The 18474-nt window shown below is 41.5% G+C and carries 18 protein-coding genes; all 18 read right to left on the bottom strand.

Features of this window, described 5'->3' with window-relative positions; genetic code table 11:
- Positions 1-306 precede the first annotated feature (306 nt).
- Positions 307-1515, bottom strand: coding sequence for an MFS transporter (locus COD92_RS17980; RefSeq protein ID WP_098530376.1), 1209 nt, complete (start codon positions 1513-1515; stop codon positions 307-309).
- 60 nt (positions 1516-1575) lie between these two features.
- Entirely contained in the window at positions 1576-2442 is an 867-nt protein-coding gene (fba, locus tag COD92_RS17985; protein ID WP_098530413.1) for a class II fructose-1,6-bisphosphate aldolase, read from the bottom strand.
- Between the two features lie 92 nt (positions 2443-2534).
- Positions 2535-4445: a 3D-(3,5/4)-trihydroxycyclohexane-1,2-dione acylhydrolase (decyclizing) gene (gene iolD, locus COD92_RS17990; protein WP_098530377.1), complete on the bottom strand. Its 1911-nt coding sequence runs from the start codon at positions 4443-4445 to the stop codon at positions 2535-2537.
- A gap of 13 nt (positions 4446-4458) precedes the next feature.
- The gene (iolC, locus tag COD92_RS17995; RefSeq protein ID WP_098530378.1) at positions 4459-5457 is read right to left on the bottom strand and encodes a 5-dehydro-2-deoxygluconokinase; all 999 of its coding nucleotides are present in this window, start codon (positions 5455-5457) and stop codon (positions 4459-4461) included.
- An 18-nt stretch (positions 5458-5475) separates the two neighbouring features.
- On the bottom strand, positions 5476-6294 hold the full coding sequence (gene iolB, locus COD92_RS18000) for a 5-deoxy-glucuronate isomerase (protein ID WP_098530379.1): 819 nt from the start codon (positions 6292-6294) through the stop codon (positions 5476-5478).
- Between the two features lie 95 nt (positions 6295-6389).
- Positions 6390-7853, bottom strand: coding sequence for a CoA-acylating methylmalonate-semialdehyde dehydrogenase (locus COD92_RS18005; protein WP_098530414.1), 1464 nt, complete (start codon positions 7851-7853; stop codon positions 6390-6392).
- 212 nt (positions 7854-8065) lie between these two features.
- A complete protein-coding gene (locus COD92_RS18010; protein ID WP_098530380.1) occupies positions 8066-8455 on the bottom strand; it encodes a tautomerase family protein in 390 nt (129 codons plus the stop codon).
- 279 nt (positions 8456-8734) lie between these two features.
- Complete coding sequence (locus COD92_RS18015) at positions 8735-9598, bottom strand: sugar phosphate isomerase/epimerase family protein (RefSeq protein ID WP_098530381.1); 864 nt, start codon at positions 9596-9598, stop codon at positions 8735-8737.
- A gap of 223 nt (positions 9599-9821) precedes the next feature.
- Positions 9822-10577 carry a DeoR/GlpR family DNA-binding transcription regulator gene (locus tag COD92_RS18020; RefSeq protein WP_098530382.1) on the bottom strand — a complete coding sequence of 252 codons (756 nt, stop codon included), beginning with the start codon at positions 10575-10577 and terminating at the stop codon, positions 9822-9824.
- A 121-nt stretch (positions 10578-10698) separates the two neighbouring features.
- Entirely contained in the window at positions 10699-11454 is a 756-nt protein-coding gene (locus COD92_RS18025) for a DeoR/GlpR family DNA-binding transcription regulator (RefSeq protein WP_098530383.1), read from the bottom strand.
- 273 nt (positions 11455-11727) lie between these two features.
- A complete protein-coding gene (gene hisIE, locus COD92_RS18030) occupies positions 11728-12345 on the bottom strand; it encodes a bifunctional phosphoribosyl-AMP cyclohydrolase/phosphoribosyl-ATP diphosphatase HisIE (protein ID WP_098530384.1) in 618 nt (205 codons plus the stop codon).
- Entirely contained in the window at positions 12342-13103 is a 762-nt protein-coding gene (gene hisF, locus COD92_RS18035; protein WP_098530385.1) for an imidazole glycerol phosphate synthase subunit HisF, read from the bottom strand. Before hisF ends, hisIE begins: the two co-directional genes overlap by 4 nt.
- Complete coding sequence (hisA, locus tag COD92_RS18040; protein ID WP_098530386.1) at positions 13100-13825, bottom strand: 1-(5-phosphoribosyl)-5-[(5-phosphoribosylamino)methylideneamino]imidazole-4-carboxamide isomerase; 726 nt, start codon at positions 13823-13825, stop codon at positions 13100-13102. Before hisA ends, hisF begins: the two co-directional genes overlap by 4 nt.
- Entirely contained in the window at positions 13822-14448 is a 627-nt protein-coding gene (gene hisH, locus COD92_RS18045) for an imidazole glycerol phosphate synthase subunit HisH (RefSeq protein ID WP_098530387.1), read from the bottom strand. Before hisH ends, hisA begins: the two co-directional genes overlap by 4 nt.
- Positions 14449-14488: 40 nt before the next feature.
- Positions 14489-15076: an imidazoleglycerol-phosphate dehydratase HisB gene (hisB, locus tag COD92_RS18050; protein ID WP_098530388.1), complete on the bottom strand. Its 588-nt coding sequence runs from the start codon at positions 15074-15076 to the stop codon at positions 14489-14491.
- Between the two features lie 18 nt (positions 15077-15094).
- Positions 15095-16366 carry a histidinol dehydrogenase gene (gene hisD, locus COD92_RS18055; RefSeq protein WP_098530389.1) on the bottom strand — a complete coding sequence of 424 codons (1272 nt, stop codon included), beginning with the start codon at positions 16364-16366 and terminating at the stop codon, positions 15095-15097.
- A 12-nt stretch (positions 16367-16378) separates the two neighbouring features.
- A complete protein-coding gene (gene hisG, locus COD92_RS18060; RefSeq protein WP_098530390.1) occupies positions 16379-17002 on the bottom strand; it encodes an ATP phosphoribosyltransferase in 624 nt (207 codons plus the stop codon).
- Positions 16995-18167, bottom strand: a complete 1173-nt coding sequence (locus COD92_RS18065) for an ATP phosphoribosyltransferase regulatory subunit (RefSeq protein WP_098530391.1) — start codon at positions 18165-18167, stop codon at positions 16995-16997. The genes hisG and COD92_RS18065 overlap by 8 nt, the downstream gene beginning before the upstream one ends.
- Positions 18168-18474 lie beyond the last annotated feature (307 nt).

Below are 18474 nucleotides of genomic sequence, written 5' to 3' on the forward strand. Positions count from 1 at the left end.
GATCCACTTTAAAAGTAAAAAATTCCCCTCTTCAAATAAAAAGGGGAAGCTTTTTTTCCAAAAAAACGGAACTTATTAATACTAAATTATGTTGTTCAAATTATTAAAAATCTAGCAGGATACGTTCTTCTAATTCGGAAACATGTACTAATTTAATATTGTATTGATTGTTTTTTTCTTGTATTTCACAATAACCGGAAGCGTACTCGAATAACAATCAATATTCTCTTCCTCCATAAATTACATCAATATATTTCATAAACTCTCCATCCTAATTTCTAAAATACAAGGACACATCGACAATTCCTAGGCACCAGCCTTACTTTTTTTGACGGATTTTTCTACTGCCAATTTTGCATGATCCTTCCCCCAAATGATGATGAGGAGCGTAGCCACTAATCCCAGTACACCGACAAAATAAAACCCTGCTTTAATTCCCATAAGTGAATTAAAGATTCCTGCAAAAAACGGCCCCGCAAAGATGCCAATAGCATAAATCGCCTGGTAGGCACCCATCGCCGTCGCTCTTTTTTCGGGTACAATTTTTTCAATGGCCAATCCTAACAGCAACGGAAAAATTAAGCCCAGTGAAAATCCGCTAAAAATCTGAACGGCCAAAAATAACTCTTTACTCTGAACGAACGGAATCAGTAACGTAAACACGGAGGCAAAGAAAAAGGCCGTTTTTAGGGCATTCCATTCACCCAAAAGGGGAACAAGTACCTTTCCTATAAAAAGAGTCGCAATGGCATGAGGGATCATAAATGCAAACACGATGTAAGAAAGCTCACTTGCATGAAAGCCAATATGTAGTGCATAGTTGGATGTAAATCCAAACATTGTTGAAAAAATAATACTATGTGCCAAAATCGATAAGAGGGCCACCTTCATCAATGATGGTTCTTTAATTACAGTCACTAATTCCTTCACCTTTAGCGGTTCCCTCTCTATTCCTTCACTTGGTTCAAAAATAAAAAGGGATAGAATTACACCGAGGAAACTGAAAGATCCGGCTATCCAAAATGGGGCCTTCCATCCCCATTCACCTAGGATTGAACCACTAAAACTCATCCCTAAAAACTGGGCAAGAACGACAATAAATGAAATACTCCCCATCGCCCGATGTACTTCATGATCAGCAAAATACCTTGGATATAGGACGGTAAATGCCACCCACGTAGCCGCTGAAATTCCTGCAAGTGCGCGGGCTGAGAGAATCCATCCTAAACTATCTGTTAGTAAAAAAATTACACAACTTAACAGGCTGGCCAGCATGCCAAAAATGATAAATGGTTTCCTAACTTTTTTTACATCAGAAAAGATCCCAATCGGAAGTCTGCATAATAGCTGCATAATCCCGTAGCTGCTTAATACGATTCCAATAAATGTATACTTTCCGCCCAATGATTCCATATAGGGTGCAAAAATAGGAACATAGAGAAATTGCGGAAACCACAACAGAAAGGAAACGGCAATAAATAGATATTTGTTTCTATTCGATCGTAATGTATTCAACCTACCACTTCCAATTAAATAATATTTAAGAAAAAACCGGGCAAAGATCGCCCGGTTGAATTATGCTTTATAGCTTGATTTAAAATCTCTTATCTTCGCTTTGACTGTTTCTTTCACAGCTTCCTTACCTGGTGTAAGGATCGCCCGGGCATCGTACACTTCTTTGTCATTTTCGAGTACATTACGAACAGCTTTTGCCCATGCTTGCAAGCATTCTGTATTCACATTAATTTTGGCATGCCCCAATTCAATTGCTTGATGAATTTGGTGTAATGGGATTCCTGAACCGCCATGTAATACAAGCGGTACATTGGTTAATTCTGAAATCTCCTTCATTTCAGCGAACCCTAACTTTGGTTCTCCTTGGTATGGGCCATGTACAGAGCCAAGGGCTGCTGCCAGTGCATCGATGTTTGTTTCCTGGACAAGACGTAAACATTCCTGTGGATCCGCGTAATTAATGCCGCCGATCAGACCATCCTCGTTACCGCCCACGGTGCCGACCTCTGCTTCGACTGTCACACCATGATGCCGGGCATAGTCAGTCACTTGCTTTGTCATGGCAATGTTTTCTTCAATGGAATAGTGCGAACCGTCAATCATCACGGAGGTATATCCAGCGTCAATCGCTTCTTTACATCTTTCTACACTATTCCCATGATCAAGATGCAGGGCGACTGGTACCGTAATCTTCTTTTCCTCTACGATTCGATTTACCATCATAGCGATCGTCTTAAATCCGCCCAAATAATCTACTAGTCTATCGGATGAGGCCACAATGATAGGAGACCGCTCCTCTTCAGCCGCTTCTAGCATGGCTTCTGCCCATTGAAAGCTATTGATATTAAATTGTCCGACTGCATACTTTTCCTTTTTTGCTTTCTCAAGCATTTCTTTCATCGGAACTAATCTTGTTGTTGCGATCATTTCCATCCCACCCCTCTTATCTGAATTTTCAAACTAATCAAGGCGGATCAAATTCATGGGAATTTGATCCAACCTCACGTTGCTTTAGCTTATTAGTATTGTTTTGCGGTTTCTAACATTTGCTTTCTTAACTCAAATGCCTTTTGAATGCTTTCTTTATCAGATACTTCTGCCACACCGACATTCCACCAGCTATCATAGCCGTCCGTCATGGTTTTAGGAAGAACTTTAATATCGATTAGAGTTGAGCCTTCCTGTTTCTTAGCATCTTCTAAAGCCGCTTTCAATTCTTCGACTGTATTGACGCGGTAGGTTTTTGCACCATATCCTTCCGCCACTTTTGCATAATCAATATTTAAGATTTTATTATCATGGGTTCTAAATTCACAGAAGTAACTTCCGCCGCCATGATCCATTTGTAAATTGTTAATACATCCAAATCCTGAATTATCAAAGAGGACAACATTGATTTTTTGTCCATATTGAATCGAAGTAATGAATTCAGAATGCAGCAATAGGAAGCTGCCATCCCCTACAAGGGAATAGACCTCTTTCGTTGGCTCCGCTAATTTTACCCCTAATGCACCGGACACCTCATACCCCATGCACGAGTATCCGTACTCAACATTGTACGTATTGGGTTCAGATGTATTCCATATCCGCTGTACGTCTCCTGGAAGGGAGCCGGCTGCAGTGATGATGACGCTATCAGGTGCAATGGTCTCATTTACGGCTAGTAAAGCAGTCGTCTGAGCCAGCTCTGTGTTTAGCGCATCCGCATATTCATTTAGTACTTCTTGTGAAAAATGATTTTGTACTTCCGGAAGGAAATTTTCACGTTGGAATTTTACTTGACTCAAACGGTCACGTTCCGCATTCCATTCCGCTTTCAGTTCAGCAATTTCACCGCCAAAATCACTTTCATATCCTTCTAATAACGCACCCAATTGCTCTAATGTTGTTTTTGCATCTGCAACAACTTGGAAGGCATCCATTTTATATGCTTGCAGACGGCTGACATTGATGTTTAAAAACTTGGTTTGATCAAAGTCAAAAGCAGTTTTTGATGAAGTGGCGAAATCGGTATATCTTGTTCCAATTCCAATAAATAGATCGGCTTGACGTGCTGCTTTATTGGCTGCAAGTGTACCGGTAATTCCCATTCCACCCAGATTATTTTTAAAATTGGACTCTACTGTTGCTTTACCGGCTTGTGTTTCTACTAACGGAATATTATGTTTCTCTGAAAGTGAGATCAAAATATCACGTGCTTCAGAGTATTTTGCTCCTCCGCCCACTAAAATGACTGGTTTTTTACTTGCACGAATCAGTTCTGCCGCTCCCTTAAGCTCTCGCTCTACCGGTGCTTTACGATCCACATAATGGACGCGTTTTTCAAAAAACTTTTCGTCATAGTCAAACGCTTCCCCTTCTACATCCTGCGCAATACAAATCGTTGCCGGACCGGCTTTTCCTGGGTCGGTCATCACTTCAAAGGCACGAAGCAAGCTTGGCATTAACTGTTCTGGGCGTGTAATCCGATCCCAATATCTAGAGACTGGCTTTAAGGCATCATTTGTCGTGACAGCTAAGCTATATTCTTGTTCTACCTGTTGCAAAACGGGATCAGGCTGTCTGGTTGCAAAAGTATCACCAGGGATAAACAATACAGGAATATTATTTGCCAATGCCGTTCCAGCCGCTGCGGCCAAGTTGGCTGAACCTGGTCCAACAGACGTTGTGACGGCATAGATCTTTTGACGAAGCATTTGTTTACTGTAGGCAATCGCTGCATGTGCCATGCCTTGTTCGTTTTTCCCTTGAATTACTTTTAAATGTCCTGAGTATTGCTCAAGTGCCTGCCCAATCCCCAAAACATTTCCATGTCCAAATACATTAAAGATACCTTCAACGAATAAAGATTCTTTACCATCGACATAGATATATTGTTGATTTAAAAATTTAATAAGTGCCTGCGCGGTCGTTAATCTAATTTTCCCCATGGCTATTCTCACCTCAAACTGTTTGTTCAGCTTTTTCTGATCTTTCAGCAATCAATTGTTCAATTTCAGCAACGGTTGGCATCGCTTCTGAAGAACTGTGTTTACTTACCACAATAGCTGCAGAGGCACTGCCGAATTTAAGAGCGGTTTCAATATCCTTGCCTGTGATTAAAGCGTAAAGAAATGCAGATGCGTAAGAGTCGCCTGCGCCAAACGTTTTTAATACTTTGGTTAGATAGGCATGGCCTCTGAATGTTTCGCCTGATTTGGAATAAGCATATGATCCTTCTACACCGTGCTTAATCACTACTAATTCTGGAGAGTATTTAAACAAATGGTTAATAGTCTCAGAGTTGCTGCCCTCTGCAACGTTTTCCATCACATCAAATTCATCACGTGTACCCACCACAACATCTGCCTGCTCCGCTACTAATGAATAATAAACAGATGTTTCTTCAGGTGATGCCCATGTATATCCACGATAGTCCAATTCAAAAACAATCTTCACATCATTTTTTTTGGCTAAATGAATGGCTTTTAAGACTGCTTCACGGGAAGGGCTTTTAGCTAAAGCTGTACCTGAGACAAGAAGAACTTTTGCTTTTTTAATATAGTCTTCATCTACCTCAGATGGCTGTAAATAAAGGTCAGCCACTTCATCACGGTACATTAAAATACTGCATTCTTCCGGACTTTTAATCTCTGTAAACGCTAATCCCGTTTTATGTCCTTCTTGATCAATCACCATGTTGGATGTATCCACGCCAACACCGCGCATATACTGCTCAATAAATCGTCCGTGCTGGTCATTGGCAATTTTGCCGATAAATCCTGCTTTTAATCCAAGCTTCGAGGATCCAATCGCAATATTGGCAGGTGAACCGCCGACATATTTTTTAAATGTCATCGTTTCTTCCATTGGACAGTTGTATTCCACCGCGTTTAGGTCCATGCATGCACGGCCGATGGCGATTAGGTCAAATTCTCTATCAGAATGAAATTGAAGGTTCATTTTTTTATAACATCTCCTTTATTTACGGTTTAGGATCCATTCGTGTGCTGGCTCATTGTGAAATTTCCAAATGCGTGTAGGCCCTGCCATTACATTCAGGTAATAAGATTCATAACCATCAGGAACCCCAACTGGATGGTATCCGGCAGGTACTAACACGACGTCGCCATTCTCTACTGCCATGGTTTCATCAAGAGAACGGTCATCTGTATATACACGTTGGAAGACAAATCCTTGACGTGGGTTCATTTCATGATAGTAGCTTTCTTCTAAAAATGACTCATTCGGCAAGTTATCTTGATCATGCTTATGTGGCGGATAGCTTGACCAGTTTCCGCTTTCTGTGAATACTTCTACCACTAGTAAGTTATTTGCGGAAGGGTTTGAATCTGGTAAGATATTATGAACTAAACGCTTATTGCTATATTTCCCTCTATTTTCAATTCCATTGTCTTCCGCTTTAATTAACATTGTAGGCAATTGTTTAAAGGATGGGGAGTAGCAAAGAGCAACCCGAGCTTGACTCACAGCCTCCACCTCAAAAGAACGATCATTCGATACGTAAACACTATCTGTTGGTTTCTTTTCAAATACGCTTTCTCTAGTACCTATATTTTTAAATGCTTGTTCATGGTCGGAAACATTGATTTTCCCTGTTAGTGCGACAATGCAGCATTCTACTTTAGCTAGTTCTTCTGTATATGTACTACCTGGAGTAAGGTCAATTACTTTAAACCCCACATATTCTAATGAAGAATTTTCACTTGTTACTTCATGAACGATGGTTACACCTGGTGACGTTTCTTTAAGATTTGGTTTTCGGAGTAATTTACTCACTTTGTAGTTTCCTCCTATTTTATGTGAATTCTAGTAATGGCTATTATCCTAGCAACATAGCAGGATAATAGCCGAATGTTACAGTTGCTCGAAACTTATTCAAATGATGGAGCTTTATAATTAGCTGTAACTACTTTTTTACGTGTATAAAAGTCTACACTGTCTTTCCCGTTTGCAGGTAATGTTCCATAGAAGGAAGATTTCCAGCCAGAGAATGCAAAGAATGCCATTGGCGCTGGAACACCCAAGTTAATCCCAAGCATACCTGCATCAATATTTTCACGGAAGTAACGAATCGCTGAAGCGTTTGAAGTATACAGACATGCACCATTTGCAAATTCTGATTGATTCGCTGTTTCCACAGCCTCTTTTAGGTTTTTAACACGAACGATTGATAGGACTGGAGCAAAGATTTCATCTTTCCAAATCGCCATATCAGTTGTAACATCATCAAAAATAGTTGGTCCTACAAAATATCCTTCTTCAGGAAGGTTTCCTCGGCCATCACATACTAATGTCGCACCTTCTTCAATACCCTTATGGATATACCCTAATGTCCGTTTCTGATTTTCTTCGCGGATCACTGGGCCTAAGAATACGCCTTCATCCAAGCCGTGACCGATTTTTAATTCTTTTGACTTTTCTACTAATCTATCAAGAAATGCATCGGCAATTCCTTCTTCTACGGTTACAACAGAACAAGCCATGCAGCGTTCACCAGCTGAACCAAAGGCAGACGCAATAACGTTGGTTGTAGCAAGTTCTAAATCCGCATCATTTAAAACGACTGAATGGTTTTTAGCTCCTGTTAAGGCTTGAACACGCTTAAGGTTTTGACTTCCACGTTTGTAAACATATTCTCCGACAGGTTTTGAACCGACGAAGGAAATGGCTTTTACTTCTGGGTGATCCAACAGTCCATTTACCACATCATGTGCACCGTGAACAACATTGAAGACACCTTTAGGAAGACCGGCTTCCTCTAATAGTTGTGCAAGTTTTTGCGCTAAAAGCGGTGTTCTTTCAGATGGTTTAAGAACGAAGGTGTTACCAACCGCAATCGCCATTGGGAACATCCAGCATGGCACCATCATTGGGAAGTTAAATGGGGTAATCCCGCCAACTACACCAATTGGATAACGATAATTTGTGATTTCTACATCTGTTGCAATGTTAGTAAGCGAATCTCCCATCATGAGTGTTGGAGCACCAGCGGCAAATTCTACATTCTCAATTCCGCGTCCTACTTCACCTAATGCTTCAGAAAGGTTTTTGCCATTTTCAACCGTAATAATACGGGCTAATTCTTCTTTATTTTTTTGTAAAAGTTGGTGGAAGTCAAATAAAATTCTCGCCCGCTTTTGCACCGGTACGTTTTTCCACTTTTCAAATGCCTTTGCTGCTACTTCTACAGCATAATCAACTTCTTCTTTTGTTGAAAGAGGAACTTGGGCAATAATTTCTTTTTTAGCAGGATCGTAGACATTCTCAAATTGTGCTGTTTTACTTTCTACCCATTCACCATTTATATAGTTTTTTAGTTTTTCTACCTTCACCATTACATTAGTCATATGTTCTTCCTCCTTAAGAAATATCCATTGTAGTTTTTGAGTATATTAGATTGCAAAATCATCTAGTTGGCTGATAAAACTAGTAAAGTACTTTCAAGTGTTTATCACATGTTGGTTATGTTTTGGTTATCTTTGATTACATCTTAATACTAAAAACGCTTTCAGTCAACTGTTTTTTTATTATTATTTGGGAATTTTGCTTACAGTTTACCAGTTAAGAACTGTGCTTCACCAAATCCAAAGCTCCAGTCAGCAGCCCCGTTCGTTACCATTGAAATCATGATATCATTCGGTTCGATTCCGCACTCTTCTCCTAACCCTTGCACTAATAGATGATAAAAATCCTTTTTTTGCTTATCACTTCGTTGGGTACTTGTGACAGAAACAATCACTACATTGCGGCTTCTCTCAAATCCTAAACCAGTGTCTTCAATGATTAGCTCATTTGCTGGATGCTGGGTTACGATTTGGTAACGATCTCTTTCAGGGACACCAAACGCCTTCACAACAGCACGGTGGGAAACATCTAATAATTGTTTCAACTCGTTTTCATTTCGTCCTTCTATTAAGTCAAATCTAATTAACGGCATTCGATCCCCTCCAATTAGCTTTATTTCTAATACCAACTTTTTAATTAATTATTGAGTATATGTTGGTTATATTTTGATTATATCATAACACTATTTTGGGATTCAACCGATAATTTCATCTTACTTTAAAAAGTTAGAAGAACTTGGATACAAACAAATACAGATTTATAACATGTTGATTGGAGCGAAGCCGCCTGGAGCGGAAATTAGCTTTCAAAATTAACAATAAGGCTGATGTCAAAAAAGCCTTTCCTCATAATCGAAGAAAGGCTTTTTATTCTAAATATATAATCCCTCTTTAATAGATTTCAACGTTAGTTCATTAGACCACTCTGGTTTATCAGGATAAGCAAATACTGAATTCGTTACAATTCCATCAAATTTCATTTCTCTTAATTTCCGATATAAGGCTTCAAAGTTTATTTCCCCTTCACCAGGATTCAAATGCTGGTGGATGGTTACGTTTGCATTTGGCGGATTAATAATATACCGCAAGCCAAATGCAGCTTTATGATTAAGAGTATCAGCAATTAGAACATGTGCAAGTAAATCTCCTGCTTCATCTAAGTGTTGGGCCACATCGCCGATCCCATCATCGTAAAAGAAAGCATGTGCTACAGAATATACTAACTTAATCCAATCTTTATCGAATGCGCGTATCATTCGGATGGCCTCTGTATTCAACTCAATAAAATCATTAGGATGGGATTGTAGATTTAATTTAATACCCTCTCTTTCAAAAATAGGCATTAGCTCTTCCATGGATTTTACAAAAGCAGCTTCACTTTCAACTGGACGGCTTTTGTCACCAGCGAATTCACTGTTCATTAAATCTACTCCTAAATCAGAAGTGATTTCAATACAGCGTTTCCAATTTCTTACGGCCGCTTGGCGTTCTTGTTCATTTGGTGAAGACCATTGTTGAACTGGAAGTACGGAAGAGATTCGAACACCCGCATCTGAGCAATATCTTTTTAAATCTTTTATCAACTGCTTATCAACCTTTGGATATTCATAAAACCAAATAAAATCTTTACGTGGAGATAGCTCTACCCATTCGTACCCTAATCTAGCAACTGCATCGATAGTCTCTTTTAAATTAGTATTGTCACGATAATGTGACGGATCGTATGCTAAACGCATTCTCTTGCTCCCCTTTCTTTGTAGGCCAAAGCGCTTTCATTTTTCCTTCGGAAAACCAATATTTTTAGTATATGTTGGTTAACTTTTGGTTATCTATAAGTTCATATTAATACTAATCGTTCCTACAATCAATATCTTTTTTCATTTTTTTAAGAAAAGTGCAAAAAAAGATCCCCATCCATACGTGGCGTTAGCCGATAAAGAGGGGGAGTGATCTAGCTATCTAGTCAGCAAGGACAAGTTGGATGTTATGATTTTTAGCGTATTCTTGATAGGTATCATTCGGCACCTTATCGGTAACGAGATAATCAATATCATCTAAACTGCAATAGGTCATTAAGCCATACTTATCAAATTTATCGTGATCTACCAATAAATAGACCTCTGAGCTCCTGCTCACAATCGTCTTTTTTAATTCACTTTCTAGTGGAGATGCATTTGTTACACCGTTTGATAGGGAGATACCGGTAGAAGCCATAAAGGCTTTCTTAATATTGTAATCTTTTAGTAAATCCATATTCTGTGGGTTCACAAATGAACTGGTTTTGCGTTCAAGCATTCCACCGATTGAAATGACATTTATTTTTTCATGGGGAATCGCACTAACAATTAAATCAATATTATTGGTGAAAATGGTTAAATGTTTTTCCTTTAAATATTCAAACATTTCAATGGTCGTTGTCCCTGAATCTATGAAAATAAAATCTCCATCTTCGATGAAACTTGCGGCTTTTTTCGCAATTAATTCTTTTTGTTCTTGATTCCGTACACTTCTTTCTTGAAAAGATTCCAGCTTTTTATGAATGGAGGATACCCCTCCGTACACTTTTTTCAGTTCCCCGCGATCGACTAACTCTTGTACATCACGTCTGATGGTGTTTTTAGATACATCAAAAACTTTAACCAATTCGTCTAATGAGGCGGATTGATGTTCGAGTACATATTCTTGAATTTTTTTTATACGCTTTTCCTTAATCATCTATTTCACCCTAGTCTTGCAATAAGTTTTTTGTTATCGTTTACATTATAGTATAACATATATATAACCAACAAATAACCAAAACTTCTCTTCTTTTTAAAAAAAGAATGTCAGGATTCCTTTAATGGCCGACGATAAGATGGATGCCGTTTTCACTAGCGTATTTCTGATAAGACTCGTTCGGAGTGGTGTCGGTAATGATATAATCGATTTCACTTAAACTGCAGTAGGTCATTAAACCGCATTTATCAAATTTATCGTGGTCGACCAATAAATACACCTCTCTGCTCCTGCTCACAATCGTCTTTTTTAACTCACTTTCTAATGGGGAAGCATTGGTTACTCCGTTTGATAGGGAGATACCGGTAGAGGCCATAAAGGCTTTCTTAATATTGTAGTCCCTTAGTAAATCAAGATTTCGCGGGTTGCCAAACGAATTGGTTTTAGGATCAAGCATCCCGCCAATCGAAATGATATTTAAATGCTCATACGGAAAGGCACGAATAATCAAGTCGATACTATTTGTAAAAATGGTGATGTGTTTTTCTTTTAAATACTCAAACATTTCAATGGTGGTGGTCCCCGAATCTATGAAGATAATATCGCCATTCTCCACATAACTTGCGGCCTTTTTGACAATGGATCCCTTTTGTTCCTGGTTACGCCTTTTTCTATCTTGAAAGGATTCAAGTTTTTTATGAATCACCGATACTCCGCCATAAACCTTTTTTAACTCTCCACGATCGACTAACTCTTGCACATCACGTCTGATGGTATTTTTAGATACATCAAATATATTAACTAATTCGTCTAATGAGGCTGAATGGTATTCTAAAACATATTCTTGGATCTTTTTTATGCGCTTTTCTTTAATCAATTCATTTCACCCCCTATGAATCATTTAATTTCGATTTATACAAATATATTATCAATATTTACCCAAAACTTCACTATTATTTTTTAAAAAATATTATTTATAGTGGATAAATATTGTAATTTTTGATCAAATATTATTTCGTAGGGTAAGGAATAAATGCAAGATGAAGTGTTTATCGGCTCTATTGGAAAAATTCCATTTCCTGCCACTCGATTTTGTCCGATAGATAGGGTTTATTGATTTCTTCACGCAAAATAAAAAAACCGAGTCCCATTAGGACCGGTCTTTGTGTCTTTCTTCTAGTGTTCGCAGTACTTCTTTAAACGGAAGCCCTTGTTCTACTAATAAAACCTGGAGGTGATAAAGCAAATCGGCGGCTTCCCAGCGAAGTTCTTCATGATCACGGTTTTTTGCCGCAATAATCACTTCAGCTGCCTCTTCGCCGACCTTTTTCAAAATCTTATCGACGCCTTTTTCAAAAAGGTATGTGGTATAGGCACCCTCTGGGCGCTCTTTCTCGCGTTCTAAGATGACTTTTTCTAAAGATTGAAGGATCTGATAGTCTGCTAAATTTGCTTTCCCTTCGACAACCCGTTCAGAGAAACAGCTGACGGCGCCTGTATGGCAGGCAGGACCTTTCGGATACACCTGAACTAGTAATGCATCTTGATCACAGTCATAATTGATGCTGGCAACGGTTTGGGTATTGCCGCTTGTTGCACCTTTATGCCATAATTCCTGGCGGGAACGGCTGTAAAACCATGTTTCCCCACTTTCGATTGTTTTTTTCAAAGATTCCTCGTTCATATAAGCGAGGGTTAACACTTCTTTTGTATCAGCATCTTGGATAATGGCGGGGACGAGCCCCTTTTCATCAAATTTCACGTTCATCGTATGCTCACTCCTTTTTCCCTTAAAAAGCTCTTGACCTCATCAACCGATGTTTCTTTGTAATGAAAAATGGAGGCAGCAAGCCCCGCATCGGCCTTACCTTCTATGAAGGCTTCAGCAAAATGGTCGGCATTCCCTGCTCCGCCTGAAGCGATCACAGGAATCGTTACAGCTTCACTAACCGCTTTTGTTAGTTCTAGGTCAAAGCCATCTTTTTCACCATCGCTGTCCATACTTGTAAGCAGGATTTCTCCGGCACCAAGCTCTGCAGCTTCGACTGCCCACTCGACTACTTTTTTCTCTGTTGGTGTACGGCCGCCATGGGTATAGACACGCCATGTCCCGATCTCAGGATCAAATTTCGCATCGATCGCGACCACAATGCATTGGGAGCCAAAGTAACTGGCTCCTTCTCTGATGAGATCAGGATTTAAGACTGCTGCAGTGTTAAGCGACACTTTGTCGGCACCGGCGCGGAGAATTCTTTTCATATCCTCTAAGGCATTGATTCCACCGCCAACGGTAAACGGAATCGCAAGCTCTGATGCTACCGCCTTAACGACCTCTACCATTGTTTTCCGGCCCTCAACGGATGCGGAAATATCGAGAAATACTAATTCGTCCGCCCCTTGTTCATCATAAAAACGCGCTAATTCTACCGGATCACCAGCATCACGGAGCTGGACAAATTGAATGCCTTTCACGACCCGGCCGTCTTTTACATCAAGGCAGGGAATAATTCGCTTGGTTAATGTCACTTTACTCCCACCTCTTCCAATGCTTCCTTTAAAGTAAAGCGATTTTCGTAAAGGGCCTTGCCCACAATCGCGCCGCTGATTCCTTTGCTTGCAATGGCCTGTAAATCAGCTAGACTGCTGACGCCGCCGGAGGCAATCACCGTTTTCCCAGTCACTTCAGCCATTTCGCAAACAGCGTCAATATTCGGACCTGCCAGCGTTCCATCTGTTGCAATATCAGTAAAAATAAAGGTCTCCGCACCTGCATCGGCAAAACGTTTCCCAAGCTCGAACGCCTTAACGGATGATGTGTCGAGCCAGCCATGTGTGGCGACATATCCGTTTTTCGCGTCAATGCCTACCGCGATTTTTGCGCCATACTTTTGAATCATTTCGATGGCGAACTCTGGGTTAGATACCGCAATACTACCAATAATGACGCGATCCACACCGTTTTCAAGATAATGCAGGATGTCCTCTTCCGAGCGGATCCCGCCGCCAATTTGAACCTTTGCCTCAAGGTTTTGTGCGGCCTCAATGACAAATCGGTCATTAACGCGCTTGCCGTCTTTGGCTCCATCCAAGTCGACCATATGGATCCATTCGGCACCAGTTGCGGCAAAGCTTTTCGCCATTTCAAAAGGGGAATCCCCATAAACCGTCTCTTGATCGTAATCCCCTTGGAGGAGACGGACACATTTTCCTCCGCGCATATCAATTGCCGGATAAATCGTTAAACTCATCGAACCGTCTCCCTTTCCGAAGCCATTTTTAAAAAGTTATCTAAAAGAGCCATCCCCAGTTTGCTGCTTTTTTCAGGGTGAAATTGCATGCCATAAATATTATCCCGTCCTACTACTGCGGATACTTGTTCATGGTAGTCAGCTTTGGCTAACAGTGCCTCATTACGGTCGGCATCAACAAAATAGGAATGCACGAAATAAACGTAATCTTCGGTTAGGTCGTTTAAAAGAGGGGAATCTTGAACAAATTCAAGCCTGTTCCAGCCCATATGCGGTACCTTGTAGGTTTCGCCTGCCGGTGTAGTACCTGGAAAACGGCGGACCTTACCCGGAAGCAATCCAAGTCCTTTTGTCGGACCATTTTCTTCACTTTCTTCAAAAAGCAGCTGCATGCCAAGGCAGATGCCTAATAGCGGCTTACCGGTTGCAGCGAATTCCTTTATCGTATCTACCTGTAAGCGTTCCATTGCATCACGGAAGGAACCAACTCCCGGGAGAATGAGTGCATCGGCATTGAGTAACTCGTCTTTATCAGCGGAAATGAAATAATCTGCTCCTAGCCGCTCAAGGGCTTTGCTGACGCTAAACAGGTTTCCCATCCCGTAATCTACGATTCCAATCATCTCTGTCACCTTCCTTAGTCGGTATTTGCCCTTGCTCGCTTTAAAGCATTCCTTTGGTTGATGGTACGCCTTTGATGCGTGGATCAACGGTCGTTGCTTCGTCTAACGCTCTCGCTAATGCCTTAAAAACGGCTTCAATCATATGGTGGGTGTTCTGACCATAATGGACGATGACATGAAGGTTCATCCGGGCCTCTAGGGCAAGCTTCCAGAGGAATTCGTGAACAAGCTCAGTATCAAATGTTCCCACCTTTTGGCTTGGGAATTCTGCGCGCATTTCGAGGTGCGGGCGGTTGCTAAGGTCCACGACTACCTGTGCAAGCGTCTCATCCATTGGTACAAATGCATTTCCGTAACGCTTGATGCCGCGTTTGTCACCAAGGGCTTCTCGGAGGGCCTGGCCCAAACAGATACCGATATCTTCAGTTGTATGATGGTCATCGACTTCGATGTCCCCTTTGGCATCGACGGTTAAATTAAATTGACCGTGCTTGGTGAATAAATCTAGCATGTGGTTCATGAACGGGACGCCGGTTTCCAAATTGGACTGGCCTTCTCCATCAATATCAAACGCTAGTTTAATTTGTGTTTCGCCTGTATATCGTTCAATACTTGCTGATCTTTCCATATCTGGTGCTCCTTTAACTTATTTATTCTTCAGCCTTGTCTCAACTGCACGAGCGTGGGCCTCGAGCCCTTCCATCCGGGCGAAGGCTGCGATTTTAGCTCCGTTCTCCTTCAAAGCCTTTTCACTATATATAATTACACTAGATTTCTTCTGAAAATCATCGACATTCAGCGGGCTGGAGAACCGTGCTGTTCCATTTGTCGGCAAGACATGGTTCGGTCCGGCGAAATAATCGCCGACCGGCTCTGAGCTATATCGTCCGATAAAAATGGCTCCGGCATGACGAATTTTCCCCAGCAGCTCCATCGCATTTTCGGTGATTACTTCCAGATGTTCCGGGGCTAATTGATTTACCGTTTCGACCGCTTCGTCGAGATCAGCTGTTACATAAATCGCACCGTAATCGGCAATGGCACGAGAAGCGATATCCCTGCGTGGCAGTACAGCAAGCTGTTTTTCCACTTCCGAAGAAACCGCCTCTGCTAACGCAAGCGAAGGTGTGACAAGAACACTGCAGGCGCGCGGGTCGTGCTCGGCTTGTGATAACAAATCAGCCGCCACTTCATCAGCACGGGCTGAATCATCTGCTAAAACGGCAATCTCACTAGGACCGGCAATCATATCAATATCCACATCACCAAAGACTTCGCGTTTGGCTAGCGCGACAAAGATATTTCCAGGGCCGGTGATTTTATCAACAGGAGCAATCGATTCTGTTCCATAAGCAAGAGCAGCAACCGCTTGAGCCCCGCCCACTTTAAAAATTTCTTTGACACCTGCTTCTTTTGCGGCAACTAACACCGCTGCAGGAAGTTTCCCTGATTCATCTGGAGGAGATACCATCACAATCCGCTTCACCCCAGCTACCTTCGCCGGAATCACATTCATTAAAACGGAAGATGGATAGGCCGCCGTGCCGCCTGGTACATACACCCCCACTGAATCAAGCGCGGTGATTTTTTGACCAAGAATTGTTCCATTCTCTTCAGTAGTCATCCAGGACGGGCGGAGCTGCTTTTCATGAAAAGACTTAATATTCTCCGCTGCTTCTCGTACGATGTCAATATACTCTTGATCTACTTGCGAATAAGCAGCTTCTATTTCACTTTCGGTCACCGAAAAAGAAGGTAATTGAACACGGTCGAATTTTTCCGTAAACTCTTTTAACGCCTCATCGCCGCGATTACGGATTTCGGTAATAATCCCTTTAACAACGGCGAGCTGCTCGGAGGTGCCTGCTTCAATCGACCGTTTGATGGAAACCAGTTCATTTACTTTTAAGATTTTCATCTCTATTGCCCCCTACACTACTTCACTAAGTCGTTTCACCATATCATCGATCTGCTGATCTTTAAGGCGGTAACTGACAGGATTGACCACAATTCGTGAGGTCACATCCTTGATTCTTTCATACTCTACAAGCCCATTTTCCTTTAATGTCCGTCCGGTTGACACAATATCAACGATCCGGTCAGATAGGCCGATGATCGGAGCTAGCTCAATCGAACCGTTTAATTTAATAATTTCAACCTGTTCTCCCTGCTCGCGGAAGTAAGCCTCAGCCACATTCGGATATTTGGTTGCGACTCGAGGAGCAACTTCATTCATTTTTGTATCTGGAAGGCCGGCAACTGCCAAATAGCAGTAGCTGATTTTTAAATCGAGAAGTTCGTAGACATCGCGCTCTTCTTCTAGTAGTACATCCTTCCCGGCAATTCCGACATCAGCTACACCGTGCTCTACATAGGTAGCGACATCCATCGGCTTTGCTAAAATAAATCGTAAGCCCTCTTCGGGAACGTCAATAATCAGCTTTCGTGAATCATCAAATTCCGGCGGCAGCTTGTAACCTGCTTTTCGGAGAAGTTCTACGGCCTCTATAAAAATCCGCCCTTTTGGCATCGCAATTGTTAATAGGTTACTCATTGGCGCGCCCTCCAATTAAATAGGTTGTCTCGGCAAACCGTTTCGTAAACGCATCAAGATTTCTAACGCCGGTGATATCCTGTAGGACAGCTTTTTGCCCTTGCTCATGCATGCTTGCAGCCAGTTCGAATGCTTCCTTACGTCTTTCCTGACTGAAGAAGATGCAGTGTGTCGTGTTTTCCAGCTGCCCGCCTTGAAGTGCTTCTAGGAGCATATCCATTCGGACGGCAAAACCAGTCGCGCTCGCTGTTTTGCCAAATTTCTCTATTAAACTATAGCGGCCGCCATTTCCAATTGGGAAGCCCACATTTCCGGCATAGGCTTCAAAAAGGATACCGGAATAATAACTCATATGGCTGACAATCGTAAAATCAAATTTCACATATTCTGCCACGCCATAATCTTTGATAACCTCCCACAATTCCTTGAGTTCAAGGATGGCCTGTTTACCTTTGTCATTCTCGATGATATCGAGAGCCAAACTAATGATCTCTTCTCCTCCTCGTAATTCGAGAAGCTGCAAGAGTCTTTTTTTATCAATGGATGATAGTGGAAGCGAGTTTACGTGCTCGCGGTAGCCTACATAATTTTTTTCAAATAAATATTTTCGTAATGTGGTGGCTCTGCCATTTGTACCAAGGATCTGAACAAACAGTTCGTTCGCAAAGCCTACATGTCCGATTGAGACTTGAAATTGCTCAAGTCCTGCTTTTTTTAATGAAGAAATCAGCAGGGCAATAACCTCTCCATCACAAGAAACAGTTTCCTCATTGAGGCATTCAACGCCGATTTGTTCAAATTCTGCCGGACGTCCGCCTTCGCGCTGCTGGGCACGGAAGACATTGGCAGAGTAGGCTAATCTTACGGGAAGATCTTCGTTTAAAAGCTTAGAGGCAGCTACCCGGGCAATCGGAGCGGTCATATCAGGTCTTAGTACGACAGTATGCCCTTCTTTGTCGAGCAGTTTAAATAACTGCTGGTCTGCGATTGCAGAGGCTGCTCCAACGGTTTCGTAATATTCAAGTGTTGGGGTTTCGATAAATTGGTAACCCCACAGTTTCAGGGTATCTGCCACCCCGGTGCGGACTTGATGCTTTTTTTCATATAGTTCAGGTAATGTGTCCCGCATCCCCAGCGGCTTTTCAAACATAAACAAGCGGCTCATTCTGCTCATCCTTTATCTTCTGATTTGCGATTATTTTAAAAATCCTTTAGTCTGCTAATGTGCTAATAAACTAAAGTTTACCTTTTTACTCACGACCCGTCAATCAAAAATACTTAAGTTTCTTATATTTTAAACTAGTTTTACATCGAGTACGCATAAATTTTGCAAATTTTCGCGAGATTCAGCAGAATTTGTGTTATTTTAGGAACCAAAGCTCAAGCGCCTTGGTCAGCCCCGACAAGCATAAGACCAGCTGGCCGAAACGTTGCTTTTTAACCTTTTGGACGGATTGGCTCATGACCTCGAG

The sequence above is a fragment of the Bacillus sp. AFS037270 genome (assembly GCF_002585305.1).